Annotated in this window: 26 protein-coding genes; 18 read left to right on the top strand and 8 right to left on the bottom strand. The window is 48.4% G+C overall.

What is annotated here, in order from left to right; genetic code table 11:
* Window positions 1-17: 17 nt before the first annotated feature.
* From A8707_RS18955 to A8707_RS18940, 4 genes are read left to right on the top strand one after another with little or no spacing between them, the layout of a single operon-like run.
* A complete protein-coding gene (locus A8707_RS18955) occupies window positions 18-1,103 on the top strand; it encodes an ABC transporter substrate-binding protein (RefSeq protein ID WP_068818768.1) in 1,086 nt (361 codons plus the stop codon).
* A gap of 21 nt (window positions 1,104-1,124) precedes the next feature.
* Window positions 1,125-2,018, top strand: a complete 894-nt coding sequence (locus A8707_RS18950; protein WP_068818767.1) for an isopenicillin N synthase family dioxygenase — start codon at window positions 1,125-1,127, stop codon at window positions 2,016-2,018.
* A gap of 28 nt (window positions 2,019-2,046) precedes the next feature.
* A complete protein-coding gene (locus A8707_RS18945) occupies window positions 2,047-2,826 on the top strand; it encodes an ABC transporter ATP-binding protein (protein WP_068818766.1) in 780 nt (259 codons plus the stop codon).
* 12 nt (window positions 2,827-2,838) lie between these two features.
* Window positions 2,839-3,813 carry an ABC transporter permease gene (locus A8707_RS18940; protein ID WP_231948145.1) on the top strand — a complete coding sequence of 325 codons (975 nt, stop codon included), beginning with the start codon at window positions 2,839-2,841 and terminating at the stop codon, window positions 3,811-3,813.
* A gap of 50 nt (window positions 3,814-3,863) precedes the next feature.
* Here the strand turns inward: A8707_RS18940 and A8707_RS18935 are convergent, their stop codons facing one another.
* Entirely contained in the window at window positions 3,864-4,598 is a 735-nt protein-coding gene (locus tag A8707_RS18935; protein WP_068818765.1) for a hypothetical protein, read from the bottom strand.
* A 342-nt stretch (window positions 4,599-4,940) separates the two neighbouring features.
* Between A8707_RS18935 and A8707_RS18930 the strand changes: the two genes are divergently transcribed.
* Window positions 4,941-7,184 (top strand): alkaline phosphatase family protein, encoded by a 2,244-nt coding sequence (locus tag A8707_RS18930; protein ID WP_082906430.1) that lies wholly within the window; start codon window positions 4,941-4,943, stop codon window positions 7,182-7,184.
* 148 nt (window positions 7,185-7,332) lie between these two features.
* Here A8707_RS18930 and A8707_RS28390 read toward each other — a convergent pair whose 3' ends face one another.
* On the bottom strand, window positions 7,333-7,521 hold the full coding sequence (locus A8707_RS28390; RefSeq protein WP_156518723.1) for a hypothetical protein: 189 nt from the start codon (window positions 7,519-7,521) through the stop codon (window positions 7,333-7,335).
* Here A8707_RS28390 and A8707_RS28385 point away from each other — a divergent pair.
* Complete coding sequence (locus tag A8707_RS28385) at window positions 7,511-7,651, top strand: hypothetical protein (protein ID WP_156518721.1); 141 nt, start codon at window positions 7,511-7,513, stop codon at window positions 7,649-7,651. The genes A8707_RS28390 and A8707_RS28385 overlap by 11 nt on opposite strands.
* 343 nt (window positions 7,652-7,994) lie before the next feature.
* Here A8707_RS28385 and A8707_RS18925 read toward each other — a convergent pair whose 3' ends face one another.
* Window positions 7,995-8,366 (bottom strand): hypothetical protein, encoded by a 372-nt coding sequence (locus tag A8707_RS18925; RefSeq protein ID WP_156518719.1) that lies wholly within the window; start codon window positions 8,364-8,366, stop codon window positions 7,995-7,997.
* 825 nt (window positions 8,367-9,191) lie between these two features.
* On the opposite strand from A8707_RS18925, the gene A8707_RS18920 reads away from it, so the two are divergent.
* Window positions 9,192-9,752 (top strand): HPP family protein, encoded by a 561-nt coding sequence (locus tag A8707_RS18920; protein WP_068818763.1) that lies wholly within the window; start codon window positions 9,192-9,194, stop codon window positions 9,750-9,752.
* Between the two features lie 238 nt (window positions 9,753-9,990).
* A complete protein-coding gene (locus A8707_RS29205) occupies window positions 9,991-10,161 on the top strand; it encodes a hypothetical protein (RefSeq protein ID WP_231948143.1) in 171 nt (56 codons plus the stop codon).
* Between the two features lie 246 nt (window positions 10,162-10,407).
* Here the strand turns inward: A8707_RS29205 and mug are convergent, their stop codons facing one another.
* Both mug and A8707_RS18905 read right to left on the bottom strand, forming a co-directional pair.
* The gene (mug, locus tag A8707_RS18910) at window positions 10,408-10,956 is read right to left on the bottom strand and encodes a G/U mismatch-specific DNA glycosylase (RefSeq protein ID WP_068818761.1); all 549 of its coding nucleotides are present in this window, start codon (window positions 10,954-10,956) and stop codon (window positions 10,408-10,410) included.
* Between the two features lie 12 nt (window positions 10,957-10,968).
* Window positions 10,969-12,504, bottom strand: a complete 1,536-nt coding sequence (locus A8707_RS18905) for an AAA family ATPase (RefSeq protein WP_231948142.1) — start codon at window positions 12,502-12,504, stop codon at window positions 10,969-10,971.
* A 167-nt stretch (window positions 12,505-12,671) separates the two neighbouring features.
* Between A8707_RS18905 and A8707_RS18900 the strand changes: the two genes are divergently transcribed.
* The gene (locus A8707_RS18900; protein WP_068818760.1) at window positions 12,672-13,421 is read left to right on the top strand and encodes a response regulator transcription factor; all 750 of its coding nucleotides are present in this window, start codon (window positions 12,672-12,674) and stop codon (window positions 13,419-13,421) included.
* 483 nt (window positions 13,422-13,904) lie between these two features.
* Entirely contained in the window at window positions 13,905-14,624 is a 720-nt protein-coding gene (locus tag A8707_RS18895) for a response regulator (protein WP_068818759.1), read from the top strand.
* A 17-nt stretch (window positions 14,625-14,641) separates the two neighbouring features.
* Here the strand turns inward: A8707_RS18895 and A8707_RS18890 are convergent, their stop codons facing one another.
* Window positions 14,642-15,865: a TetR/AcrR family transcriptional regulator gene (locus A8707_RS18890; RefSeq protein ID WP_068818758.1), complete on the bottom strand. Its 1,224-nt coding sequence runs from the start codon at window positions 15,863-15,865 to the stop codon at window positions 14,642-14,644.
* Between the two features lie 197 nt (window positions 15,866-16,062).
* Here A8707_RS18890 and A8707_RS18885 point away from each other — a divergent pair, with 197 nt between their 5' ends.
* Window positions 16,063-16,926, top strand: a complete 864-nt coding sequence (locus A8707_RS18885; protein ID WP_068818757.1) for an acyl-CoA desaturase — start codon at window positions 16,063-16,065, stop codon at window positions 16,924-16,926.
* Between the two features lie 200 nt (window positions 16,927-17,126).
* Here A8707_RS18885 and A8707_RS18880 read toward each other — a convergent pair whose 3' ends face one another.
* Window positions 17,127-18,863, bottom strand: coding sequence for an ATP-dependent nuclease (locus A8707_RS18880; RefSeq protein ID WP_068818756.1), 1,737 nt, complete (start codon window positions 18,861-18,863; stop codon window positions 17,127-17,129).
* Complete coding sequence (locus tag A8707_RS18875) at window positions 18,860-19,885, bottom strand: DNA cytosine methyltransferase (protein WP_068818755.1); 1,026 nt, start codon at window positions 19,883-19,885, stop codon at window positions 18,860-18,862. Before A8707_RS18875 ends, A8707_RS18880 begins: the two co-directional genes overlap by 4 nt.
* Window positions 19,886-20,251: 366 nt before the next feature.
* Here A8707_RS18875 and A8707_RS18870 point away from each other — a divergent pair, with 366 nt between their 5' ends.
* The 7 genes from A8707_RS18870 (at window position 20,252) to A8707_RS18840 (ending at window position 26,845) form a co-directional block, all read left to right on the top strand.
* Window positions 20,252-20,635, top strand: a complete 384-nt coding sequence (locus A8707_RS18870; RefSeq protein WP_068818754.1) for a cupin domain-containing protein — start codon at window positions 20,252-20,254, stop codon at window positions 20,633-20,635.
* Between the two features lie 50 nt (window positions 20,636-20,685).
* Entirely contained in the window at window positions 20,686-21,420 is a 735-nt protein-coding gene (locus tag A8707_RS18865; RefSeq protein WP_068818753.1) for an alpha/beta fold hydrolase, read from the top strand.
* 50 nt (window positions 21,421-21,470) lie between these two features.
* Window positions 21,471-22,946 carry an alpha/beta fold hydrolase gene (locus A8707_RS18860; protein WP_197484888.1) on the top strand — a complete coding sequence of 492 codons (1,476 nt, stop codon included), beginning with the start codon at window positions 21,471-21,473 and terminating at the stop codon, window positions 22,944-22,946.
* A gap of 340 nt (window positions 22,947-23,286) precedes the next feature.
* The gene (locus A8707_RS18855; protein ID WP_068818751.1) at window positions 23,287-23,796 is read left to right on the top strand and encodes a DUF3122 domain-containing protein; all 510 of its coding nucleotides are present in this window, start codon (window positions 23,287-23,289) and stop codon (window positions 23,794-23,796) included.
* A gap of 150 nt (window positions 23,797-23,946) precedes the next feature.
* Complete coding sequence (locus tag A8707_RS18850) at window positions 23,947-24,348, top strand: response regulator (protein WP_068818750.1); 402 nt, start codon at window positions 23,947-23,949, stop codon at window positions 24,346-24,348.
* Window positions 24,349-24,461: 113 nt separating this feature from the next.
* Window positions 24,462-26,165, top strand: coding sequence for a PAS domain S-box protein (locus A8707_RS18845; RefSeq protein WP_068818749.1), 1,704 nt, complete (start codon window positions 24,462-24,464; stop codon window positions 26,163-26,165).
* Between the two features lie 53 nt (window positions 26,166-26,218).
* Entirely contained in the window at window positions 26,219-26,845 is a 627-nt protein-coding gene (locus A8707_RS18840; RefSeq protein ID WP_068817839.1) for a hypothetical protein, read from the top strand.
* Window positions 26,846-26,926 lie beyond the last annotated feature (81 nt).

Below are 26,926 nucleotides of genomic sequence, written 5' to 3'. Positions count from 1 at the left end.
CGCCAAAAGGAACCAGCGTGAGCTATTTTCAAGAATCTTCCGATCGAGGCGTTAGTCGCCGCAAATTCATCCAATACGGTTCGCTCGCGTTAGGCAGCGGGATTGTGGCTGCCTGCTCTAATGGGGGAGGTTCTTCAACCACGAGTTCTCCTGGCGCGTCACCCGTTGCGAGTGCTGGTAAGCTCGATAAAGTCACAATGAGCACCAACTGGTTTGCAGAAGCCGAGCATGGCGGCTTTTATCAAGCCGTTGCCAAAGGCATTTACAAAGACCACGGGCTAGACGTGACGCTCAAAATGGGTGGACCTCAAGTCAACGGCACTCAGCTTTTGATGGGCGGCGCGATCGACTTTTTTATGGGCTATGGAGCCGACGCGATCGTCTCGGTTGAGTCGGGCATTCCCAAAGTCACGGTTGCGGCACTGTTTCAGAAAGACCCGCAGGTGTTGATTGCTCACCCAGGGGTTGGGGTCAAAGATTTGGCTGATCTCAAAGGCAAACCCATTTTGATGTCTACCCAGGCATACACCACTTATTGGCCTTATTTGAAGTCGAAATATGGCTTTACTGACGACCAGAAGCGCAACTACAACTTCAACCCTGGTCCCTTTTTAGCCGACAAGAATATTGCTCAACAGGGCTATGTTTCGTCTGAACCAAACATCATTAGAAAGGTCGGAAAAATTGAGCCAGTTGTTTTCTTGCTGGCAGACTCTGGCTATGCGCCTTATGCCACGACGATCGAGACCAGAAAGGAGCTAGTTGAGAAAAATCCTGATCTGGTGCAGCGCTTTGTCGATGCGTCGATTATAGGTTGGTATAGCTACCTCAAAGATCCGGCTCCGGGTGACGCATTGATTAAGAAAGACAATCCTGAAATGACAGATGACCAACTTGTCTATGCGCGATCGACGTTTGACAAATATAAGATTGTGAATGGCGGAGATGCTGAAGCGAAAGGCATTGGCGCAATGACCGATGAGCGTTGGAAAACATTTTTCGACTCAATGGTGACGGCTGGCGTGTTTAAAGCAGGAACCGATTATAAGCAGGCATATACGCTGAAGTTTGTGAACAAAGGACCGCAAGCTTATCAAGCTTAGGAATGGGGCAATTTGTTGACCATGACTACCCAAATTCCGGTGATTGATTTTGCCCCCTTTCTTGAGGGAAACGCGACTGAAAAACAAGCCGTCGTCGAGCAGATTTATGTCTCCTGTCATGAGGTCGGCTTTATGTATTTGCGGAACATCGGCATTCCTCGATTGCTCATAGTTGATCTGCTCGATCAGTCCAAACAGTTCTTTAATCTACCGAGCGAGGTGAAGGAACAATTGGCTCGATCGAGCGAGACAAATTGCGGCTATGTCGGGCTGCAAAAAGAGCGACTGAATCCCAAAAATCCCTGGGATTTGAAGGAGGTGTTTAATATGGGCATCCAATCGGTTTGGCTGCCGCATCAAGAGGCGTTTCGCGACGTGGTGACGGAGTTTTATCGACTTTGTACCACAGAAGTCGCTCCCGACATTTTGCGGGCATTTGCGATCGCCCTCCATCAACCCGAAGCATTCTTTGCCGATAAGCACAGCCGCCATTATTTCCTGCGAATGCTGCACTATCCTCCCGTCGATCAGATTCCTCAACCGGGACAACTTCGGGCAGGAGAACACACCGACTACGGCAGCATTACGCTATTGCTGCAAGATCGCGTCGGGGGATTAGAAGTGCAAACTCGTCAGGGAGACTGGATTGCCGCCCCTCCAATTGAGGATACGATTGTAGTCAACGTTGGCGATGCCATGCAGCGTTGGACCAACGATCGCTTAAGCTCAACGCCTCATCGGGTTGCCGTTCCATTAGGAGTAGAGAGCCAGCGATCGCGCTATTCGATCGCGCTGTTTTGTGACCCCGATCCAGACGTTGAGATTGCCTGTTCAGACTCCTCCGATCGTGTCCCCCAATATCCGCCCATCTTGGCAGGAGAGTATCTCGCGAGTCGGTTAGCCGCCACTTATTAACAGTCCACCTTTATAAACCTCGATTGCCATGACTCCTACGATTACGCTCAGCCACATTAACAAGGTTTATGCAAATGGCACCGTTGCCTTGCAGGACATGAATCTAGAAATCGGTGCATCGCAGTTTGTTAGTCTAGTCGGTCCGTCTGGCTGCGGCAAAAGCACGGCATTGCGAATCATTGCAGGACTGGGGCAAATGAGTTCGGGGCAACTGGAGTGGGGACAGGGGCGAACGCCTAAACTTGCCTATGTGTTTCAGGAAGCAGCATTGATGCCCTGGGCAACGGTGCAGGACAATGTGCGACTGCCGTTAACGCTGGCAAAAATGCCAAAACGAGAGGCGATGGCAGCCGTTGAGGAATCGATCGCGATGGTCGGTCTGCAAGGGTTTGAGAAATGCTATCCGCGTGAGCTGTCGGGCGGCATGAAAATGCGGGTATCGATCGCGCGGGCGTTGGTGACTAAGCCGGATGTGCTGCTGATGGATGAACCCTTTGCGGCATTAGATGAGATGACTCGCAGCCGTCTCAATAGCGACCTCTTATCGCTGTGGAGTCAACTGCGCTGGACGGTAATTTTTGTGACTCACAACATTTATGAGTCGGTTTATTTATCTCAGCGAGTCGTAGTCATGGCGGCGCGTCCCGGTCGAGTGGTCGCAGATGTAGCGATCGCCGCGCCTTATCCCCGCGATGAGGAGTTTCGGACATCGCTTGACTACAACCACTATTGCCGAGATGTGTCTCACCACCTCGCAGAAGCATCTCTCAAAGGAAGCGATCGCGACCTGCAAATCGTCACTCTCTAAAGGAACTGAATCATGATGTTTTGGCGACAATTGGCGGTCTTGATCGTAGAGCTACAAAACCTTTTGCGAATGGGTCGAATCAACCCTCCCGCGTCTATCAATCTTTTTAGCAATCTATCGGGCAAAGTGAGTCGCTCGACTGGGAGCAGAACTCGATCGCGCACGATTTCTCCGCCAAAATTTCGACCTTCTTTAATCAGACGGGTTCTCTCACCCGACATCTTAGCTCCGGGAGCGGTGGGAGTGTTGGCGATCGCGGCATGGGAAATTTTTGTCCATGTGACAAATATGCCGCCTTACCTGCTGCCGGGACCGATCCTAGTCTTTCAAACATTGATCAGTTCATGGGGCGAACTGTTTCCGTCCCTGTTAGTCACCTTGAAAGTGACGTTAATTGCATTCATTACCGCCGCCATCTCAGGGCTGTTAATTTCAGTTCTGTTTACTCAAAGCAAATGGATTGAACGCAGCTTCTTTCCTTATGCGGTGATTTTGCAGACGACTCCGATCGTGGCGATCGCGCCGCTGATCATCATGTGGTTAAAGAATGATACGTTTCTAGCGTTAATTGTGTGTGCGTGGATTGTGGCGTTTTTCCCGATCGTCTCGAATACCACGCTAGGTCTAAACAGCGTTGACCATAATTTGATCAACCTATTCCACTTGTATCGGGCTTCCCGTTGGCAAACCTTAATTTATCTGCGGTTGCCGAGTGCAATGCCCTATTTCTTAGGTGGCTTGAAAATTAGCGGCGGGTTAGCGCTAATCGGGGCAGTCGTTGCAGAGTTTGTGGCTGGCACTGGAGGCTCTCAGTCAGGGTTAGCGTACCAAATTTTGATGGCAGGCTATAATCTACAAATTCCTCGAATGTTTGCTGCCCTGTTCATGATTACGTTAACAGGTGTGTTAATCTTCGCGTGTCTAACTTGGTTATCTAATTTCTTGCTGAAAGAATGGCACGAGAGTGCGATCAAGCGCGAGAACTGAGTCAAAAACGATAAGGACGTTAGGTGCAGCGTCCTTACAGCTTAGTTAAATCATCGTCTACGAACCGCGATCGTGTAAGACGGTCTTTGCTTTTCTTCTCGCTGCGTCTTCACCAAACGGAAGTCTTCGTCCACGTAAAGATGCTCAAATTTAGGCGATGCCAGGTAAGTTTTCTCAAACTTTTTGACGGTGTTTCGATCTAGATTTTGCAGCTTTAACTCTTGGGGCAAGTCCGCTTTTTTAGCATCAAGTCGTGTATCTACAACCGTTGTAAACCAGTTTTCTGCTTTGTCGATCGTCAGTGCACTACTCCGTCGTCTAAATGCCTGCTCAATGCCGACATTTTGAATACACCATTGACCATCTCGAACGGCAAAGGTTTGCAGCACCATAAAGTCATAAGCGATCAGAAGCGATGAGAACTTCTGCAAAAGATTCGACCGGTTTCCGGGTGCATAGCGGGCAATGTTTCCGTAATAGCCTCTGTTACCAAAGATTTGATAAGACTGATCGTGGATGCGTCCCGGCAGACTGTCGTGAAAGGGAATCGTTGACCAGACAGGCGACCACACGCCCAATACTACTGCAATCTGGTCTTCAACGACAGGGTAAGGATTGCGCCGACTTAGCTCATCAAAGTAAGGCGTTAACTCGTTCTTATGAAACAATACTTTGTCTTTGAGCGAGTCAGTATCTCGGTCTTTTGTCAGGGCTAAAACTTCGCTTTTAAGGTCTCCTGTCTTCCAGCTACTGAGTTTACTAGAATCTAAAACAACGCTAGCCATAGCCTTACGCTCCAAAGTTCAAAAAGAACGAAATAGAAGAATAAAAATCAAGCTGAAGTAAGAAAAAGTTACAAAAACTTGTTCTTCAAATCTAATGCGATCGTTCCAGCTTCTTCTCTATCAGAGGTTGAATCAGTTTGATTAAGTCGCTCCACTTTAAGAGATGTCTCACAAGCAGAAGGATCTACCGATCGATAGAGGTGCTTTTAGAGTGCATCTAGGACAGGTTATAGAAACTCGTCTGTCACGATTTGAGATGTGCCGTTAATCGAACAATAGTCTGCGCTTAATATCGTGGCGGTAGACTGTACATCGACTCAACCATTCAGAGATTCTACCTCAATGAACACTCACAAATGGAGAGAGTTTAGTTTCTCTCCAATTCTTCAGCGCGTCTTCCGATATCCTTCTACGGTTTTTCATCGCGTTGCCAGTGTTTTTAGTCGCAGTCTATTTAGACGTTTGTTCGCATTTGCGTTGGTGACTTTTTTGTTGGTCACTATGATTCACTCCACGATCGCTCACAGTGTTACTACACGATCGCAGGTTGTGTTAATTTCACTCGATGGCGCAACGCCTCGCATCATTGACGAATATTTAGCAAATGGAGTTCTCAATCGTCGCACAGGGCTAGGACTGCTGCAAAGCCGAGGCGTTTCTGCACAGCGCAATATAACCTGCAATCCATCGTTGACGGCTGCCTGTCACACCACCCTTAATTCTGGATCTACGCCTGCCCGACATGATGCCATTTCCAATACTTTTCACCTAGTTGCTAGTCTGTTTAGGCAGAACGTGAGCGGGTTTGCGGCTCCGATCGGAGGCTATTCAATAAACGCAAATGGCGTGACCGAAAGTGCTAACCCAACGGCTGAACCGATTTGGATTAAGCTCAGACAAAACGGAAAAAAAGTGGTTGCTGCTACCTTTCCTGGAGCCGATGGCGCAGACATTAGACTCTCCAATGCCGTGGGTAGCCCGATCGTCCAATCTGCCAAAGTGCGAACGGTCGATTACACGGTGCCGTTCGGCGGATTTGCGGGGCTATCAGCCAAGGGGTTTAGCCTCAGTGCCGGAGACTTCACTGCTGCCCCGACTCAGACCACCGAGCAACTAACCGCCGCAGGTCGAATATCCTATAGTCCAGTGCTGCAAAAAACGAGCGCGCTGGAGCAATTTACCGTTGGCGGCGTGAGTTATGACCTGCAGGTTGCGGCAATCGACACGAGTAACGATCGCCAAATCAATTACGATACGCTGGTCTTTTTTGATGCGAAAAGCGGGATGCGATCGGGCGGAAGTTTGCCCTCGACAGGTTCAGCATTTGTCAAAGCCAAGCGCAAACAGTCGAGCTTGTTCTATCTAGAAGGCAGTTCTAATAAAGCCGGAACTGCGTTCTATGTCAGCAATTTAGCACCCGATTTATCCACCGTTCGTTTGGTACGATACTCTGCGAATTCAATTCCTCGCAACCCAGCAGTGTTAGCCGATGTAGACGATATTAATCAAAATGTTGGCTTTTGGGCACCGCAAGCCGATTTTCGGATCACAGAGCGGCTGAGTCCGGGTCTGACTGACTTCCCAGATATCGAATTAGAAGATATCTATGAAGATCAAGTTCGCACCTTTGTCGATTATCAGACCCGTGTGGCGCTGAGAGCGATCGCTAAAAATCCTGATGCTGATCTCGTAATGCTCTACATTGAGCAGCCTGACGGATCAGAACATCAGTTTCTCACGGTTGATTCTCGTCAAGCGACCAATCCGACTGACGCAAACACGATCGGCTCTGGGCAAGATGCTGCAAAAATCGCCCGTTATCAAACCTATGTCCAAACTGCTTATAAAGTTGCCAATCGTGCGGTTCAACAAGTGATTGATGCAGTCGGAACAACTCGCGGTGGAATTCCTCGCCGCAACGTGATGGTGGTGTCTGACCACGGCTTCTCTCCTTTCCACACTGCGGTCAACTTAAATGCTTTTCTGACGAGCAAAGGATTCGATCCTACAAAAGTTAGAGCGATCACATCGGGTCCTGCGGTCAATGTCTATATCAATCTGCAAGGACGCGAACCCGATGGCACGGTGAGTCGAAGCGAATATGTAACGTTGCAGCAGCAAGTGATCGAGGCGCTAAAGGAATTAGAAGATCCCAATTCAACCTACACAAAGCGCGAGGGCAAGCGAATTTTTGACAAGATTTATGCTCGCCCACGATCGGGCGATCTCAATGACCCAAAGTTTGGTTTGGGCACGAATGAATTCATCGGTCAAGACAGTGGAGATGTTTTTGCAACGATGAAAGAGGGTTACAACTTCGATGGTACTCAAACTCCTGTCGTGCCCCGTGTTGGTGACGATGCCGCAGTCAGCGCCGTGTTTTCGGTTCCCAATTTTTATGGTGCTCATGGCTATGACCCACAGAAACCAAACATGAGTGCAATCTTTTTTGCGGCGGGTCCCGACATCGATCGCAGAACGTTTAAGCAGGTTCGCAATATTGATGTAGTGCCGACGATCAATCGTTTGTTAGGAGTTAAATCAGCTTCAACCGTTGAGGGGAGGGCTTTAAAGCTTAAGGACTGAGCGATCGAGTCCTGATTTTCGCTAAGGATCGTAGATTAAATAACTCCGGGAATTGTACAGTCTAGGATTACTGAGATCTTGCACCAGTTTTTTTGCTGCGATCGCGTCCCGCCCCGGACTAAAGTCGGGGCTAATGGTGCGAAGTCCGTCAAAACGGACTGAATGCCTCAAGCTCTCTCCCAGTCCCCCTGAGTGGACTTTGTTCTGTTACGCCCCGGACTTCCAGTCCGGGGCGGGTTTGAGCCATGAACGACACGACTAAAATCGGCTGATTGTGGTAGGTGCAAGATGTGAGATAAAGTACGGTTGCTAACCTTAAAGCGATCGTGACTTCCATTCAAGCCGAAGTTAGTTTTGCTGAAGCGATCGTGACTTCCATTCAAGCAGAAGTTGCTTTTATTCAAGCGGAAGTTACTTTTGCTGAAGCAGTTGTGACTTCCGTTCGAGCGATCGTGACTTGCGTTTAAGTGGAAGTTAGGATTGCTCAAGGCTTTGCTGCTTCTATTAAAGTTAAAGTCTTGCACCAATGGCAATGCACTGCATTCAATTGGGTTGTTCATCCACGACGATTACAGGCGGGTGTCACTCACGTTTGCCAAACTGCAATCAGGGAGCCGCATTTCTTAAAAGAGGTCATCAGCGACTCCCAGCCTTTTTACAAAACCTCCTGCACGAATCCTTCGCCCTCACCCTAGCCCTCTCCCCAAGGAGAGGGAACAAGAGGTTCTGGCTCTATTCTCCTTGAGGAGATGGGCTGGCGAGGGCTTGCCCCACTTCGTGAGGAGGGCTGTCCAGATTTATGCAGGAGGTCTACAGTTGAATGGTGGTTTTGTCGTGCAATTCCTCCACTTGAATGAGTGAACCATTGCCCAGGACAATATTGAACTTCGCTAAAGAACGCTCAATTTGATATCCCGGCAACACTCGGACGATTTGATATTCAGTTGTCAAATCACTCGTGCCATCCCATTTGAGCAATGCCAGTTGATTGGACGCAATCTCGCTCAGTTGTGAAACAAAGTCTTCAATAGAATCGCTAATGTTTGGAATAACACCAGACGACATGAATATGTAACGCTCTTGTAAATCCAAAGTAATGCTGACTCGATAACGTCTTTCCGTTGAGCAACGCAACTCAACGGTGAACGAAATCGAGCTAGGCACGATCGTCCTAACTCCCATAGTATTTTGTCCTCTCGATTAATTCAAAGAGGACAAAAACATTGATTTCTCAGATATTCGGTAGGGGTGAAACCTGGTTGCAGGATCTTGATTCCAGCCTTTCAAGATCCCATCGCAAAACCGACGGTGTACAATCATGAACGCCTCCTGAGTTATCGGTACTAACTAGGGATGGAAGTCCTCGGAGTCTGATCGTCACATCAGGCTTCGGGGCACAACTTCATCACTGCGATGTATTTTACAAGAGTTCTTGGTTTTTTGGAATGCTGAATTTTTTGGAAGGAGCGATCGATTGCTTGGGAAAGGGTGGAGCGATCGCGCATCCGGCAGTATGACCTGTACTGATGATACCTGTGAATTCTCCGCACCTTTAATAGATAGGTGGAAAGTTTCTGCCGATCCACCCGTCTTGGCACGATATGCGGAAAGTTCCTCTCTAAAAAGAAGTTAGCCTGATGTGCTTCGAGTCGGTGTTGGATGAAGGATCGCTTTGAGAGACCCGCAAGGCATCACTGTATCAACTATACGTCCACGATTGAATGACTCTGACTGAAGCGGTTTGACCGTTTCTTTTCTGAGATTGAAGTCTGAAATTTTCATCAATTTTTGCTGAGAAACCCGTTGAATGCAATAAAAGTTGTATATTTCAATACCTTATTTAGATTCTTTTGAGAAATGTTATGACACTGTAACTTTAGCAACGTCTGAACGAGGCGACTCTAGAAGTGCGGTTTCATGATATAGCTACCGCCACATAGGTTAGGACAGGGACATTTTTGGCAGCACGCGAAGTACACTACCAAAAATGTCCTAAGCAAAGTGGCGATGGCTATAAATCTCAGAAATGCTTGGTTGAAATGGGAAAGTTATTGGTTCAAAGTCCTGGGTCGATGGCAATCTTGCCCATTAGCCTGCCCAATCGACAGACCTCATCATCGGCACGTTTTTTGGAGTTGGTTTGGGAGTTTTTTGGCGATTACTGCAACCTCTTATCTGGCAATCAAAACAGATTCTCCGTTGCTGATGGCTCCGTTTGGTGCAACCAGCGTTTTGATCTTTGGTGTGCCTGACAGTCCGTTAGCTCAACCCCGCAATGTAGTTGGGGGAAATTTCCTAGCCGCTTTGCTCAGCCTGATAGTTCTACAATTTCTGGGGTCTTCGCCCTGGGCAATGGGTTTTGCGGTTTCGAGTGCGATCGCCATCATGCAGATCACCGGAACATTACATCCGCCGTCAGGAGCGGTTGCTCTAGTTGTGATGATGACGAAGCCTGATTGGAAATTTCTGTTCACGCCTGCTTTGGAGGGATCGATGATCTTGGTATTTAGTGCTGTGATCTTCAATAATTTAGCATCAGAAAGAACGTATCCAAAATATTGGCTGTAGCAATTTCTCTAGCAGATTGTTATCTCAAAAAGTTCGCTGGAAGATAGCTGCATCCAAGCCTCTGCTCAGACTGCAACACCTTCTATCATGAATAGTGGCTCCAAAAAGGCATCGTTTCGATCGACAAAGCTTGCCAATTTGTTGGGTCTCTCGTTTATCAGCTAGAAATCCTTTCACTTTCTCTCGTTGGATGGCTTGCTGGGCAATCATTAGGATTGGGAGTCGATTTTTCGCTGGCTTGTACTGGAATGCCTTAGAACTGTTGACCCATTTTCTGAGATCGTTTCAGGGCATCAGTCTATTGATTGTGATGCCGCTATCGGGTTCATTAATCGGGCTGGTCATTCGTATTCTCGGAAACCCTGGCGAAATTAGTTTGACCGTCAATAACATTCATTCGCGGGGATGACGGATTGATACCCGCGAAAACCCATCGATGGTGCTTGCCTCTTTAGTCAGTATCTCGTCGGGTGGGAGCTTAGGTTCTGAAACTCCAACGGTTCAGGTCACAGGATCATTTGGAACGTAGGTTGCTGATCGCTTAGGGCTATAAGGCGAAGATGTGCGATCGCTGAATGTTGCAGGTATGGTTGACTGGGAGAGCGATTATCCAAAGGGGAACTTGCTTCGCAAACGGGCGATCGTAAATGCTAAATCAGACTTTTACTGCGATTAAAAGCTCCTGGTACGATCGGGTCAAATCAGCCAACTGATAGTGAGCATTTAAGCCACTAGGATTGGGCAACACCCAAACGATCGTGTCGTGAATGCACTCAGACTGTCGTCCGATCGTGGCTTTGGTTCGAGCAAATGCGGTGCGATAAGCGCTAATTCCTAGCACGGCAAGGACTTTTGGACGGTAATGCTCTACTTTTACGGCGAGTTGTTGATGACCTGCGATCAGTTCTTCGGAGGTGAGCTGGTCGGCTCGTGCGGTGGCTCGATCGGCGATATTTGTAATTCCGTAGCCATACTGCAAAAGCTCTCGATCTTCAAAAGGTTTGAGCAATCGGTCTGTAAATCCTGCGAAGTGAAGTGCCTTCCAAAAGCGATTGCCAGGACGTGCAAAATGGTGTCCGACTGCCACGCTATAGAGACTCGGATTGATGCCACAAAACATAATCGTCAAGTCAGGAGCAAGAATGTCAGACATCATCTTTCCGGTTGCGGCTTGGATGTCTTGTTTAGTGGGTTTAGCGTTCATTTTAGTGATAATTTAATGACTAGCGTTGCGTGCCCCGGCTCGTTCTGCCCACTGTTGTAATAACTCTATTTGTGTCTGAGAGATTGACGCGAGGGGAACCGTCTCTTGAATCGATTCTAAGATGTCATCGGTGGTGAAATCTTGGCGTTGTCCACTCTGACCTTTGCCGAAAGCTCGGTGCATTCCGTCGGTGATCACTTGCTCGATTTCTGCACCGCTAAAGTTTCGGGCTGTCCAGGCTAGTTTCTCGCAATCAAACTCTCGCAAGCGACTGGGGCGCAATCGTTGTAGATAGATCTTAAAGATCTCTTGTCGCTCTCGATCGCTGGGCAAATTGAGAAAGAATATCTCATCAAACCGTCCTTTTCGCAACAGTTCAGCCGGGAGAATCTGCACATTATTTGCGGTGGCAACGATAAATACAGGACTGGTTTTTTCCTGCATCCAGGTGATCAGAGTGCCAAAGACGCGGCGGCTCGTGCCCGAATCGCCATCGCTGCTGCTGTTCAAGTTGCCAAACGCTTTGTCGAGTTCGTCGATCCACAGCACGCACGGCGCGATCGCCTCTGCAAGTTGAATCATCTGTCGCATTCGGCTTTCACTTTCTCCCACAATGCCGCCAAAGAGCCGACCCGGATCGAGTCTGAGCAAAGGCAACCGCCACTCATGGGCGATCGTTTTCGCCGAGAGTGATTTCCCAGTGCCTTGAATGCCCACCAACAGCAGCCCTTTGGGATTGGGAATGCCATATCGACGCGCCTCCTCTGTGAAGACATCTTGCCGCATTCTCACCCATTGCTTGAGATTTTCTAACCCGCCGACACTTTTGAGCGATCGCTCTGCGGTGAAAAATTCTAAAATTCCGGTCTGCCGAATCGCTTGTTTTTTTGCGTCTAATACTTCGTTAATGTCAGTTTCGTTGACCTGCTGTTTAGAGGCAAGTGCCTTAGCTAAAACCCGTTCGATGCGCGATCGACTCAATCCCTGGCAGGCTTTTACGAGTTGTTCGCGGGCGAGTCCGGTGAGGTGCAGTTTATCTGGCATCACGAGTTGAGAAATCAGCGCGTCAATCTCGATCTCGTTCGGCAACGGAATATCGATCACCGTCACGGCTTCGGTTAACTCGACGGGCAGTTCTAGCGTCTGGCTGAGTAGCACGATCGTGGTACGGCTGCGTTTAAGTTCGTGTGCCAGATTCTTTAACTCGCGCACGATCGGAACGCTATCTTTGCTATTGGGCTGTTTTAGAAACGGGTGTAAGTCCCTCAGCACAAAGATTACAGCATCGTGTTTTGCAGCGTTGGCGATCCGTCCCAATGCCCCCATCACGCTGCCTTTATCGGTGCCGTTATCGGTCCAACCCCGCACAATATCCCACAGTAGAACGGCTCGATTGGGCTGGGTTTTCGCTGCAACTTGACGCACAACCTCCTCGACGGGCGCTTCTTCGACTGCCACCAGGTAGAGAATTGGATAATGCGCTCGAATCATTAAATCGAGTTGGTCAATTAGCGCTTGATGAGGCGACGGGTAAGAAGAAATCATCATCGACGGCAACGGCAGGCTCTCATCTCTAGCATGACGCTTTAAGCGACCCTCTGGACGGGAAACCTGAGTTAACCCGATCTTTAATCAGATTTAACCTCTAACGTCACGTTGTAATGAATGCTGATAAATGCGACTCCATGCAATGAAGCTAGGGTTTTCGATCGTTTATGCCCCCGTCTGAAATCCCTGAGTTCCAGCAGTCTTCTCAACAGCTTTGTGTTTTGCTCGTCGAAGATGAAAGCATCATTCGCGAAACGGTTGCGATCGCGCTGACTGCCGAAGGTTACGACGTGATCACGGCTGAAGATGGGCGACAAGCGCTTAACTTAATTCGCAGTGCGACGATGCGAGACGACAGGACCTTCTCGATCGACTTGATCATTTTAGACTTGATGCTTCCCTATGTGAATGGGTTGGATATCTGTCGATCGCTCCGACAACAAAACAATTTCACTCCTATTCTAATTTTGAGTGCGCGGGGCAGCGAAATGGATGTCGTTGTTGGACTAGAAGTGGGAGCCGATGACTATCTGATTAAACCGTTTGGCTTGCGAGAACTGATCGCCCGATGTCGAGTGTTGCTACGACGCAGCCGCTTTTCTGCTCAGACGCTTGATCAGCCTGTGCTTGAATTTGACGATGTGGTGCTCTATCTCCAAGAATATCGAGTGACGGTACGCGGCGAAGCAGTGAGTTTATCTCCCAAAGAGTTTATGCTGCTAGAGCTATTTATGAGTCATCCGCGTCGTGTGTTTTCTCGTGACCAACTGCTCGAACGTATCTGGGGCATTGAATCGATGAGTGATCCTAAAACAGTGGATGTGCATATTCGCTGGCTGCGAGAGAAGCTAGAGATTGATCCGAGTGCTCCCCAATACATTATTACGATTCGAGGGTTTGGCTATCGATTTGGCTAATTTCGGCGTTGCTGAATGCAGATATGAAATGCTCTCCTCCCCAGGGAGAAAGGAGTCAGAACTCTTGTCCCCTCTCCTTTTGGGAGAGGGCTAGGGTGAGGGTAAAATCTGCGCTTCATCGATCGATTCAGCAACGCCTTCCAGTATTCCTAAAATTCAATTTTTTGCAACGAGATCTCTATTAAATGGCGTTCACTACAGTGATTAAACAGCATTCGCTATAGCAATCACATCACCAGCCAATAAATTATTTTTAGAGCTAAACTTTTTGCTCATGAACTTATAGTCTGAACAACGATTATTAATAGCACTCATTCAAGCTCTGTCTTCAGGTAGACAAGGAATCAGAATTTGACCTTCTAATATTGAACTTAAGAGGTATTATTGATTCCTTGTTGGGTCGCTTTCCCTGTTCAAAACAACATCAGTAATCTCAAATTGATGTTTGCCCTACAGTATGCAAGGTTAATGGAGAGTTGAACGATGAACGTGATTCGTGTAGCTTTAATTGAAGATCATGACCTGACCCGGTTTGGCATTCGTGCAATTTTGCAGCAGCAACCAGACATTGAAATTGTCGGTGAGGCAAGAGACGCAAAATCAGGGCTAAAACTGCTAGAATCTACTCGACCTGATGTTGCGATCGTCGATGTGGGCTTACCCGACATGACGGGCATTGAGTTAACCCAGCGCTTCAAAAAATCTCAAGCCGCCGAAGAATCTGCCTCCAAGACTGGCGTGTTGATCATGACCATGCAAGATGACGAATCTGTGGTGCTGGCGGCATTTGCGGCTGGGGCAGATTCTTATTGCATGAAAGACACGAGCTTTAATCGCTTGTCTGAAGCCGTCAAAACCACCGCAGAAGGCAACGCTTGGATCGATCCGGCGATCGCTCGAATTGTGCTTCATCAGGTGCAAGCTCCTCCTGACCAGACGGCGGCTCCTGCCTCTAGCACGATTAACATCAATCGCTTGTCTGACGAAGATAATGAGATGATGCTGACCTATCCGCTCACTGAGCGCGAGTTAGAAGTGCTGCGGCTAATCGTCGATGGATGCAGCAATGCCCAAATTGCTGAGAAGCTATACATTACGGTCGGAACGGTCAAAACGCACGTTCGCAACATTTTGAATAAGCTGTGTGCTGACGATCGGACTCAGGTTGCAGTGCGCGCACTTAGAGCAGGATTGGTTCAGTAGTTAGGTTCTGTCGCTCTTTAAACTTTCTGATCGAGACGAATGGCTTCTTCTAAAGCAGCTTTTTCTCTAGCTCGATGCTCATAGGGTTGGAGGCGATCGGCACTCCAACCTGTCAGAATTTGCAGATCATTTAACTTGATTCCCCTCATCAACATTTCGATGCACCAAGTTTGCTGAGGTTGCTTGATCGTTGGAGGTTGCCCCTCTGGAGTCAGAAATTCTTGCGTTAACTCTTGCCATTGTTGCCGCAGATCGGTTTCAGATAGAGGTCTTCCAGACTCGTTGAGAAACAGGGCAGATTGCTGATCTTTGCGGCTTTTGATCCACTGAGTCAACGGATTTTTGGTGTAAGAACCATAGCGTTTGCCCATAATCCATTGATTGACAGGCACCTGCCGCACATCGCCCTGAGTCACCTGCAAAAGCTGCTGATGAGCGTCGTGAATATAATGCGATCGCTCCAGTCTCGCCACCTCTGCCACACTTAGTCCTGCTCCAAACAACACATAAGCCCACGCGTAGGGCTGCAATCCTTGTTTTTTGGCGCGCTGCAAAATCGAATGCACTAACTGAGCCGGGAGGTCGGCGACTCGCTCGATCATGTCCCGTTCCACCCGCACCAAACTGCTTGACGACTCCGACGGTGAGACGGCTCCATGCAAAAACAAGGTGACGAGATTCTCTAAAAAATCCTGTCGGTCTTGCCAGAGATCATGGAATTCGCTCGTAAACTCAATCACGGCATATCCTAATAGCATTCCATTTAGCAAACTTGCGAGTCGTTCGGCTGATAGATAGCTGTCTAGCTGCCCTCGATCGATGACGGTTTGAAAATATTCAGCAACATAGCGATTGGCTTGCGTGAATCCTTGCCCTAATGCCTGTCGATTTTCAGACGGATATTGCCCCGCCTCACCGACCACCGATCGCACCACTTCCGGCACTCGTTCTAAGGCTTGCAGACAGGCAGTGGCATATTTGCTGAGCGCTTGATGCAGGCTACTTGTCTGATTAGCTTGCTCAACCAGCGTTTGCCCCAGGGTCGTAAACACGGCGGCTTCTTCAATCACAGCTAACAGCAGCCCGTGTTTATTGCCAAACTGCCGAAATAGCGTTACTTCGTTGACATCGGCTCGTTCTGCGATTTGCTTGGTCGTCGTTTCAGTCACTCCTTGCGAGGCAAATAGCTCTAATGCAGCGGTGATTAACCGTTGTCGGGTGGGGTTTCGTTGAGAAGACATAGACAAAATGCAAGTAGCACTTGCAGAAATCACGAAAACTTGTTAAGGTGATGGATGTAAGCAGCACTTGCATTCACTCCTCTACTGTAACGGTCTTCTAGCAGAAGCGCAGATGTCTACTCGTGCGTTGAGGGGTTTATCGATCGGGTTGCCTGATTGAACGCAGATTGATCTCGTCATTTAGATAAAGGATTTTTATGACCCCTACTTCTATTAAATCTACAGTTTCGAGTGAACCGTTGCCCCCGCTGCAAGAAGAACCCAAACTAGATTGGGTGAACGTCGGATTTTTTGGGACGTTTCACGCGATCGCGCTGCTGGCTCCCTGGTTTTTCTCGTGGTCAGCGTTGGGTGTGGCGTTGGTGCTGCACTGGCTGTTTGGCAGCATTGGCATCTGCTTGGGATATCACCGTTTGCTGACGCACCGCAGTTTTCAAGTTCCGAAACCGTTAGAGCGATTTATCACGCTGATTGGTGCGTTAGCCTTGCAGGGCGGACCGATTTTTTGGGTCGCAGGGCATCGGCAGCATCACCTATACACCGAAGATGTGAATCTTGATCCCTATTCGGCAAAGCGCGGATTTTGGTGGAGTCATATGCTCTGGTTGTTCTATCCGCAGTCGAAGTTTTTTGACTACAACGAGTGTAAGAAATTTGCGCCTGACCTCGATCGTGACCCGTTCTATCGCTGGATAAATAAGTACTTTTTGTTGCTTCAAATCCCAGTTGGGGTGGCGCTTTATTTAGCAGGTGGTTGGTCGTTTGTGATTTACGGGGTGTTTGTGAGAGCCGTTTTGCTCTGGCACAGCACCTGGTTGATCAATTCTGCGAGTCACATAACGGGCTATCGCACATTTGAGCCAGACGACAACTCCCGGAATCTTTGGTGGGCGGCGATTCTCACCTACGGCGAAGGCTGGCACAACAACCACCACGCTTACCCCAATGTGGCAAAAGCAGGCTGGAAGTGGTGGGAAATTGATATGACATGGTGGGCGATTAGAGGTCTCGATCGGTTGGGCTTGGTGAAGAAACTCGTTCTGCCTCCAACAGATAAATAAACGACTCATAATTTGATTAGGTCAGGGCAAACGATGCTTGTTCTGACCTTTTTAGTTTTAAAGATTCAAGGAACTTCAAAACTATTGATAACGTTGAGCTAACCTCCGATCGCATCCTTCAAAGTAGCTATCACTTCCTCGATCGTGTCCCTTCAGTAATGCAGATGGGAAGTGCAGGAACCTCTGAGAAGCGATCACACTTAAACAACGGCAGATCGAATCTTTCTAACAACATCCATGAGATCCGATTTACGCTGGCTTTCCCCCTTCAACAGGCTGGCAAGAAGATTTTTGAAGACAGCATCAGCATCCAAGCCTGGAATTCTTTCTGCAAGAAGGCGAATTCGTTCTTTGAAGTCTCCTGTTTGTGAAACTTCAAGCGGTAGCTCTTCTCCATCAAGGAGTTCTTTAGCTGCATTTTCGTCCCAAACGAGGTGTTCAGGAGTCAGTTCAGGTAAAAAATGTACAGACCTTTTTAGAAAGCGAATGTAGTGGGTTCTCTCATCTATGTCTACAAAGTTAAGCTTAGGACCATTTTTATCATTTCCACATGTGATTTTCTGAATTAGTTTATCCAAATCACTCTTTCCTTGGGGTAGAGACCCCTCTTCAGGAATAGGTTCTTTAGGCTTATTGTCTCCATCAAAAACAACAAAAATGTCCTTTCTCTCAGAATTGGCATAGGCTTGGATATGATTATATATTCGTGAAGCTCCACCTTTCAAAACCAAAACCTGAAACTCTTGTAGGGCATGACTCGACAAAGCTGAAAAAGCTGAAATAACAATGTGTTTTGCGCGCTCATCCTCAACCAAGATAGTTTTCCCAGGAGGGAGAGTACCGATCTCATGTAGCGCTTCATTTGCTGAAAGATCTGTTCTTACGGTTACAGTGCCATTTTTCTCAAGTACAAGTACTCGAATCGCTTCCTGAGGAAGATTCTCCGCAAGATAAATAGAGTGAGTTGCAATCACAATCTGAAGCGATCTTCGCACAGCTTGGTGTGCGATGAATTCTATCATTCGTTTTTGGGCACGAGGGTGAAGGGATGTTTCAGGTTCGTCTAGGAGAACCAACGACCCCTCTGGAGCCTGTAATATATTGTGTACAAGCAGTGCGGCGGCTGACTCACCACTACCAGCGAATGCATCTGAATACCCATTAAAGTGATTTGTCTCAAACAATATTGTCCAGCCCTCATGCCCGTGGAACAGTGAGTGTCTCAGCATCTTTCCACTAATGTAGTCACGCTCAAGAATATACTTCAGCACTTCTAACTCGTCTTTAGCTAGTGGAATGCCCTTCTTTTCAATTTCCTTCTTCAGCCGTCCTGAACGTCGTCTGAGATAGTCTTGTTTTCGGTACCCTCTGCGGAGCGTCCCATTTTCTTTTGCAGAACGGGCACGCTCCGCAAGATGCTGTGGATCGGGAAAGTAGAAGTATTTATCAAAAGCGGGCAATTCACCTCGGAAGTCCAAATGCATGACTTTAAGTTTAATAGGACTAATTCGAGTGCCACTATCAGAGAGTCCATAGGTTTTACTATGTTTAACCGCCTCCCAATAATCAGGATCTTTAGCTCCACGCGGGGCACGAGCCTTAATACATTCAACGACTTCGCCATCATTTTGACGGTAGCTATGAATGATGCTCTGTTTGCGTCCATCACGTTCAGGTGGAATTGTGTCAAGCTCTGTCTCAAACCAAAAGTCTGCAACAGTTTTACGATCTGGGCTACCGTACAAAGCGTGAAGAATAGAACTCTTGTTTGTCCCGTTTCGACCAAGCAAGACCGTGATTGGAAAATCAAACGGAATCTCGCTGTCAAATCGAAGATTCCGATAGTTGGGAAAGCGAAGGCTGCAAATGTAGGTTTCTTTATTTTCAAGTGCCCTAATACTCTTTTCGAGAGTATCTACGGGGGGTTTCTGGCTCATACTGACAACTCGCGGCTGATGACTCTTGCAATTGGTCTAATCAAATCTGGAGGGAACGCGTTTCCGATCTGACGAGCAACATGCTCTTTGCCTCGATCAAGGCAAAATTGATAGTCTGAAGGAAATGCTTGTAACAGGGCAGCCTCCCGAAGTGTTATGGCTCTGTTCTCCTGGGGATGAAGGAAACGACCTCTAGAAGGATTTGTACACCCGCCAGTAATAGTTGGCGAGATATCGTCCCACGCCATTCGACCATAGACATCTTTGAATCCGTCAGTGTGTGCGTGGCAGGCACATTGTAACTCAGAGGGAATATCACGGCGACTACCACCATCTTTGGGCGTTGCTCTGATTCTCGACATCATAGCTGGTGTTCGATTTTCAGGAATGTCATGAAGCACATCTCCACTTGTTCCTGCTGGTGCTAGATCGCTGATTGTGCTTCTAACGGTCTTACCCTCACAGGAATAGTTTGACCAACCTGAGGGGATTTCTCTTCCCCGCAATGCAACAAGGATTAACCGCTTGCGGCGCTGTGGTACACCAAAGTCAGATGCGTTGAGAACTGCGTATGCAGATTTATACCCGGCTTGTTTCAAACCAAGTTGGAAGTTAGTAAAGCGCTTATCATCTGCTAGACCAGGAACGTTTTCTACAATGACAGCACGGGGTCGCATCGAGCGTACCAGTCGTAGCATCTCCGTAATGAGTTCTTTACTTGGATCGTTTAACTGTTGCTTCCGCCGCCGCGTACGAAGTGTGGAGAAAGCTTGACAGGGTGGGCAACCAGTTAACAAGTCCAACTCGCCACGGGTAAGTTTTGCTTCCTTGAGAATCTGAGGACCGCTCACCTGACGAATATCACTGACTATAACATTCGTATTTGGATGGTTGAGACTGTAACTTTTCGCTGATACTGGATCAATTTCCACCGCAGCATTTACTTGGAATCCCTCTGCCGCGAGTCCGTAGCTAAGTCCCCCTGCACCAGCAAAAAGGTCAATGGATGTTAAAAATGTCATTATATTGTGATGATTAGATGTCTTCTGCAATCTTCAGCCCACAATTAGGCATTTAGAATTCTTACAAGCGAAGATTAATCTCAGGGATGCCTAACTCGCTTGCAAAAGTGTACCCTGCAAGACCAGCAATTGCACCAATTTCTAATGGAACTTTATTAGCCCTCACCACCTATTGCCTTTCGACAAGCGAAATACAGGGAAAATTTCAGTATCTCTTCTCAGAACGCGATCGCCCCACTCCACTCGTCCGATCGCTCTCATCATTAATGAAATAAATTCTCAATAATGGTGGTAAGATAAGCAGAAGCTTGTTGAGATATAGACTCAATAAGGCGAAATTTATCACCCCTAACTGTGGAGGCTTTTATGGCACAAGCTGCTGATCTTCGTCGTCCTTTTCACTTGCAACTGTTGCCAATGCAGTCACAGCCGCATCAAATTCTGAATGTAGAAATCGTTCAGCATGGCGATGGCGACCAGGCTCTCTATCAGCAAAACTTGATGAGTTCGGGGGCAGATGTGCAACTGCCAGAAATTTGTGATGCCAAAGACATCACGATCGCGGTCTTAGAAGGCAATGGGAACCTGATTATTCAAGAAGAAACGGTGACATTAGAGCCAGGAATGTTTGTGTTTATTCCTGCGAATACCTTTCACACATTGCAGACTCGATCGAGACTCGTCTTTTTGCTGAATCGGTGTATGCCCGATCGAGACACCCATGATTCACCTTGGGTTATTAATCTCTAAAATAGTTTTGACCGCTCACGATTCCGATGTCATTCATTTCTATAATTCTCATGTCTCATTTACCCGAAGTTCTTTGGTTGAGCGCGAGTCCGAGTTTGCAATCGTTTAATCAACCTCTGTTGCGATATTTGTCCCCTCACGTTCGCGTTGCTCAGTGGGAATATTATCAAACCCTTGATGAAGCCAGTTCTGTAGAGAATGCTGTGACGTTGTTGGATGAGTATCTCCAGAGTTGCGATACTCCGATTCATCTCGCAGGGCACGGCATTAGCGGCGTGATTGGCTTAATGTATGCGCGTCTCTGTCCTGAGAAAGTGCGATCGCTGTCCTTACTTTCTGTTGCGCCGCAGCCCGCCATTACCTGGCACACGCATTACTATATTCAGCGTCAGTTGATGCCCTGTAGCCAATATCAGCTTTTAGCTCAGATTGCACGGAGTCTGTTTGGCAGTGTGTTGCCGATTCCGGCGAAAGAATTGGTAGTGAGGCTCGATCGTGATTTAGAACTATCTCCGATTCCTCACTCTCTGTTTAAGCTGCGCGAGTTAGCCAAAGGAGGAATCTCACAGCCGTTGCTCGTATATGGAAGTAACACCGATCCGATTGTTGACCCTCAAACTCTTTCGGGGTGGCTACCTTGGCTGAAGCCAGACGATAGTTTGCGGCGGATTCCAGAGGGGCATCACTTTTTTCAAATGGCTCACCCGCAGCAAGTCGGAGATGAATTGCTCAATTTTTGGCAGACCGTCAGCGTCAGATCACTCGACTTATCGCTGATTGCTTAGTTTCTGGAGTCAAATCCTTTAAACTGTGACATCGTGACGATCGCTATAAAATGATGAAGTCAAAACAAGGGCAGATTCTCCGATCGCTCTTAGCAATTCTTCTAATCGGACTGTCGTGGTGGGGCATTTTTGCGGCTCGATCGGGGCTGGTTGTCCGCTCTTTTGAGCGCGATCAGGTTCCTTTGCTATACATGGTTCCGCAGCAGGCGCAAAACGCTCCAGGAGTTCTGATTGCTCACGGGTTTGCTGGGTCTAAGCAGTTGATGTTGGGCTATGGTCATGTGCTGGCGAGAGCAGGCTACGCGGTCATGCTGTGGGATTTTGACGGTCATGGCGCGAATCCTGCTCCGCTCAAAGGATTTGAACTTCAGAAAAATCTTGACGTGGCGCGGCAGGTTTTAGTCGAGCAGCCAGAGGTCGATCGCACTCGTCTTGCTCTCTTAGGGCACTCAATGGGAAGTGGTGTGGTCATCGCTGCCGGAGTTCAGAACGTAGAGCAATTTGCGGCAACGATCGCCATCTCTCCCGGAGGGCAAAAGGTCACGTCGCAAGCGCCTCGCAACCTGCAACTGCAAGTCGGTGCTTGGGAAGGTAGATTGTTGCCCTATACTCAACAATTGTTGAAGGATGCGGGCGGCGCAAATGAGCAATTTGCTCAAGGTAAGGCGCGAGAATTGGTGACGGTGCCAACCGTTGAGCATATTACGATTCTGTTTAGTCAAGTCAGTCATCAAGCAGCGCTGCGGTGGCTCGATTTGACCTTTGGACAACAATCGCAGAGTGAGTATGTCGATCGCCGCATGATCTGGTATTTTCTACATCTAGTCGGGTGGCTATTGCTGTTAAGCGCGATCGCTCCTTACGTGAAGATTCCTGCTACTCCAGACTTAAAGATTGCACCTTGGAGAGCGTGGGGCGGATTGGTCGTGTCTCCGATCGTAGCTCTTGGTGGGTTGCGGCTTCTCGACCCGATAGTCGATTTGCAGTCGTTGGGCGGCGTACAGGTCGGGGGCGCGGTCGGAATCTGGTTTTTGATTGCGGGGTTAGTCTGGCTGAGAATTCTGGGTCAGCTTCCTCGTGTGAGTTGGCAACTGGCTGGGTTTGGGGTTGCATTATTCGGGCTGCTGTGGATCGCAGTTGGAGCAATGGCTCAGATCGTGTGGCTTCAGTGGTGGTTGATTCCGGCACGATTAATGATTTGGCTCCCGATCGCGATCGCGTGTTTTCCGTGGTTTTTAGCATCGGGAATGGTGCAGCAATCGACTCGCTGGTTTACACGGTTGGGCTGGTGGTTTGGGCAAAGCGTGATGTTAATTGCCGGATTTCTAGTGGTGATCATCGTCTTGCCAAAATTGGGTTTTATGTTTTTGTTATTACCATTGTTTCCGGTAGTAATGGCGTTGTTCGCGTTTGTATCCGCACTGTTGAATAATTCATGGATCTATGCAATCGGAAACACATTGTTTTTTGCATGGCTTCTAGCGGCTGGATTTCCTCTCTCTGCGTGTTGTCTATCGTTTGGATGATGACGTAATGTACTATGCGATGTGCAACTAATTTGCCCTCCTCATGAAGTGGGGCGAAGCCCTCGCAACCCTTCTCCCCAAGGAGAAGGGCTTTCGGATAGTTCTAGTTCCCTCTCCCACAGGAGAGGGCTAGGGTGAGGGCTGTCTTTGCAGACGTTTCAGGAAAGTCGCACATTGCGTTACATCTTTGCATGGCTGCTTCAGTCAGCTATCGGCAAAGCAAAGCCGAACTCGTGCTAAACGTTGGGACGGAGCTTAAATCTCTCTTTGTGGAGGGGATAAAAAGATTTGAATTACTCCATCATGACTCGTGTAAACATTTAGGGGAGAGGTGGATTCAATGATTCGTCAGATCAGGCAAGCGGTAGTTATGATCGCGATCGTGCTTCTACTTATAGGGTTCGGGGGGTTGACTCCTCAACCTGCACAAGCAGCCGTAACACAGATAAAAGACCCGTCGGGGCAGATTCTCTATCGCTCTTACCATCGTTTGAGAGACGATCTCGGCAAGGCGTGGCAGGTCATTGTCTTTAAGCAAATGACTCCTCAAAATGGTGCCAATCAGCTTTATCTACGGTTGATGGGACTACCCGGCTCGGCAGAGGTCGTCCATCCCAAAGCGCTGAAGATTAGAACTCAAGAGGATCAGATCTTTCAGGCAGACGACAGCTTTATATCTGAAGCCCCGATCGCAACGATGGGTGAATATAACGTTCAGGCAATCGTGCCTAAGCTGCCTATCGAAGAAGTTCTGTTAGGCATTCCTTTAGGCGGAGAAGACTATCTAAAGCTTTGGGTGCCTCGATCGGTCGTTCAAGAATGGCATGAAGTTCTAGACAAAACTCCTTGAAAGCAGACTGTGCCTTGACTCAACCACTCTATTCACTAAAACTTCATTTTTGTATGGCGAATGAATGTAACGCATGATACTCCTTGAGGGTGAGGGCGATAGTGCAACAGATCAATGAAGATGTACCTTACCAATGCACTTTCCACCTCTATGAATATTCTGCTACATCATCCTGGTCAAACCGACGATCGCATCTTAGTGGTCGATGATGTTGCTGATAATTCTTTTTTGTTGCAAACGCTTTTAGAGAGCGAGGGATATCAGGTAGAAGTGGCAAATAGCGGTCAGGTGGCACTAGATAAAATCGTGGCGGCTCCTCCGGCGCTGGTTTTATTAGACGTGATGATGCCCGGAATGAGTGGGTTTGAAGTGACTCGACAGATTAGACAAAACGGGCATCTGCCGTTTATTCCGATCGTATTGGTGTCGGGCTATGATCAGCCAAGCCTTGATCAAGCCTTGAACATTGGGGCAAATGGCTTTATCCACAAACCGATCGACTTTGAAGAAGTAATCAATCAAGTGAAAGCATTGTTGATTGATAGAGGTTAAAATCTGGGTATTGGGTGACATCTTTCACAGACAAACCCATCTACCTTTTGGAAGACGCACCGCTATTCCTAAAGAAGTAGGCTAACGGTATAAATCTGTTGCTGATTTCATTGATGACTCATTTGCCCCAGCGCGTGATTCTAATCATTGAAGACTTTCCTTCAGACGGCGACCTTCGTCAGCGGTGTCTGTCCGCATTAGACTGTCGCTACACGATTTTAGAAAATTCTCTAGAAAGCGCACTGGCACCGAACCGATCGTTCGCGCTACAGTCCCTAGACTGCATTTTGTTGTCATCAAACGGGCTAACGGGTTTAGCGCAGTTAAGCGATCAGATGGGCGATCGCTGTCCCCCTATTGTGATGATTGCTGATAATGAAGATGTCACGATCGCAGTGCAAGCCATTAAACAAGGCGCAGAAGATTACTTAATCAAACATAAAACTACTCCAGATCAACTGCAAATGGCGATTCAGACCGCGATCGCAAATGCAGAATTAAAACAAAAATCACAACGCAGCGAAGAGAGGTTTCGCACATCTGTTGAGAATATGCTCGATTGCTTTGGCATCTACTCAGCAATCCGAGATCAAACAGGGCAAATCATAGATTTTCGCATTGACTATCTCAACGCGGCAGCCCTCGAAAGCAGTTGCCTGACTCCCGATGATATTGGTAAACCCCTATATGACGTGCTGCCTAACCATCGTGACGGGCAATTTGCCAAATATTGTCAGGTCGTCGAAACGGGACAGCCCCTAGTCGAAAAATCCTTGATTTACTCAGACGTGTTTGGCAATGAACATTCGACCAGAGTATACGATCTTCACGTTAGCCAGTTAGAAGACGGCTTTGTTGCAGCGTGGCGAGATGTCACCGAACGCAAACAATCAGAGGCGGAACTTCGCACCCTCAACGAGCGATTTAAACTTGCAGCAACCGCCGTTAAGTGCTTGATTTATGATTGGGATTTGCAGACAAACCTGGTTACTCGACCGTTTGGCTTCACTGAGCTGTTGGGCTATCGCCCCGAAGAAGTCGAGCCGACAAGAGAATGGTGGCAACAGTGCATCCATCCAGACGATGCAAGCCAACTGCGCGATCGCTACCGCATCAATTTAGAAACCGCCGATCGCTACATGATCGAATATCGAGTGCGGCATCACGACGGTCATTATTTGTGGGTGCAAGACCAAGGAGTTGTGCTGCGAGACGAAGCAAACCACCCTGCGAGAATTGTCGGCACGACGATCGACATTGACGATCGTAAGCAAGCCGAATCTGCTCTGCGCCGCAGTCAAGAGCGATTGCAGCACATGGTCAACACCGCGCAGGTGGGCATCGCGTTTGCCACCTCGATGGGGGAAATCTTAGAAATCAATCACGCTCTGCTGCAAATGCTGGGCTACAGTCGCGAAGAGTTTCTCGATCAAACCCTCGCCTGGCAAGCAGTCAGCCTGCTGGAATCTGACCCATCAGCGCCAGCGCTGATCGAGCAACTCGGCACGTCTGGATCGACTACGAAAGAACTGATTCATAAAGACGGCTGGCGAGTGCCTAGCTTAGTAAGTGCCACCCGGCTCAAGGGTGAAGCCGATGAATATGTGGTCTTTGTGCTGGATATTAGTGAGCAAAGACGACTAGAGCAAGAACGGCTAGAGTTACTCACCCGTGAGCAAGCTGCGCGCGCCGAAGCCGAACTTGCTAATCGCACCAAAGACGAATTTTTAGAGATCGTCTCCCATGAGTTGCGATCGCCGCTCAATGCGATTTACGGCTGGGCAAAGCTACTTCGCACGGGTGCGACCTCTACTTGATTTAGTAGGTCAAGCATGATATCACTGAGTGAGGCAACCAAGAGGTGGTGAGTATGAGCGCTCAATTGCTGAGTCAAGAAGGGACGCAAGTCAGGATAGAAGTGACGATAGACCTGAGTCATTCGCTGCTGACCAGTGAAGAAGCGATTCAGGAAAGCCTCAACGAGGCGGGTCGTATTGCCACTACAGCCGCTCTTGAGTATCTGGACACCGACGGTTCAGCCATTGAGATTGCCGGAGAGGTGATGCGAACCAAAGGCAAGCAGCCCAAAGCGTATCAAACGCCCTACGGAGAAGTCGTGATTGAACGCCATGTCTATCAGCGCTCTGGAGGCGGGAAAACGGATTGTCCGCTAGAGCGAGCGTCTCGCATCATCATCACCTCCACGCCTCTGTTTGCGAAACAAGTGTCCTCGAAACTGGCGTATGGTTCCGCCCGAGACGTGCAGCGAGACTTGGCTGAGAATCATCAACGCCCGGTCGCCGTGTCCTACATCCAGCGTCTCAGTGAAGCGGTGGCCACGATCATTGAGGTGAAAGAAGAAAGTTGGGACTATGTGCCCCCTCAACTAGACGCTGAAATTGCCAGTGTTGCCATTGGCTTAGATGGCACCTGTATGCTGTTGTGCGACACCGGATGGAGAGAAGCCATGGTCGGCACTGCCCATCAGTCTGTATGACGCGTTTGGAGACCGACAACACACCATTTATATGGGAGCCACCCCCGAATATGGCAAGGCGACGTTTCTGGAACGGCTAGA

It is taken from the genome of Phormidesmis priestleyi BC1401 (genome assembly GCF_001650195.1).
GTDB classification, from domain to species: domain Bacteria; phylum Cyanobacteriota; class Cyanobacteriia; order Leptolyngbyales; family Leptolyngbyaceae; genus Phormidesmis_A; species Phormidesmis_A priestleyi_B.
This window is presented reverse-complemented; position numbering and strand designations above follow the sequence as displayed.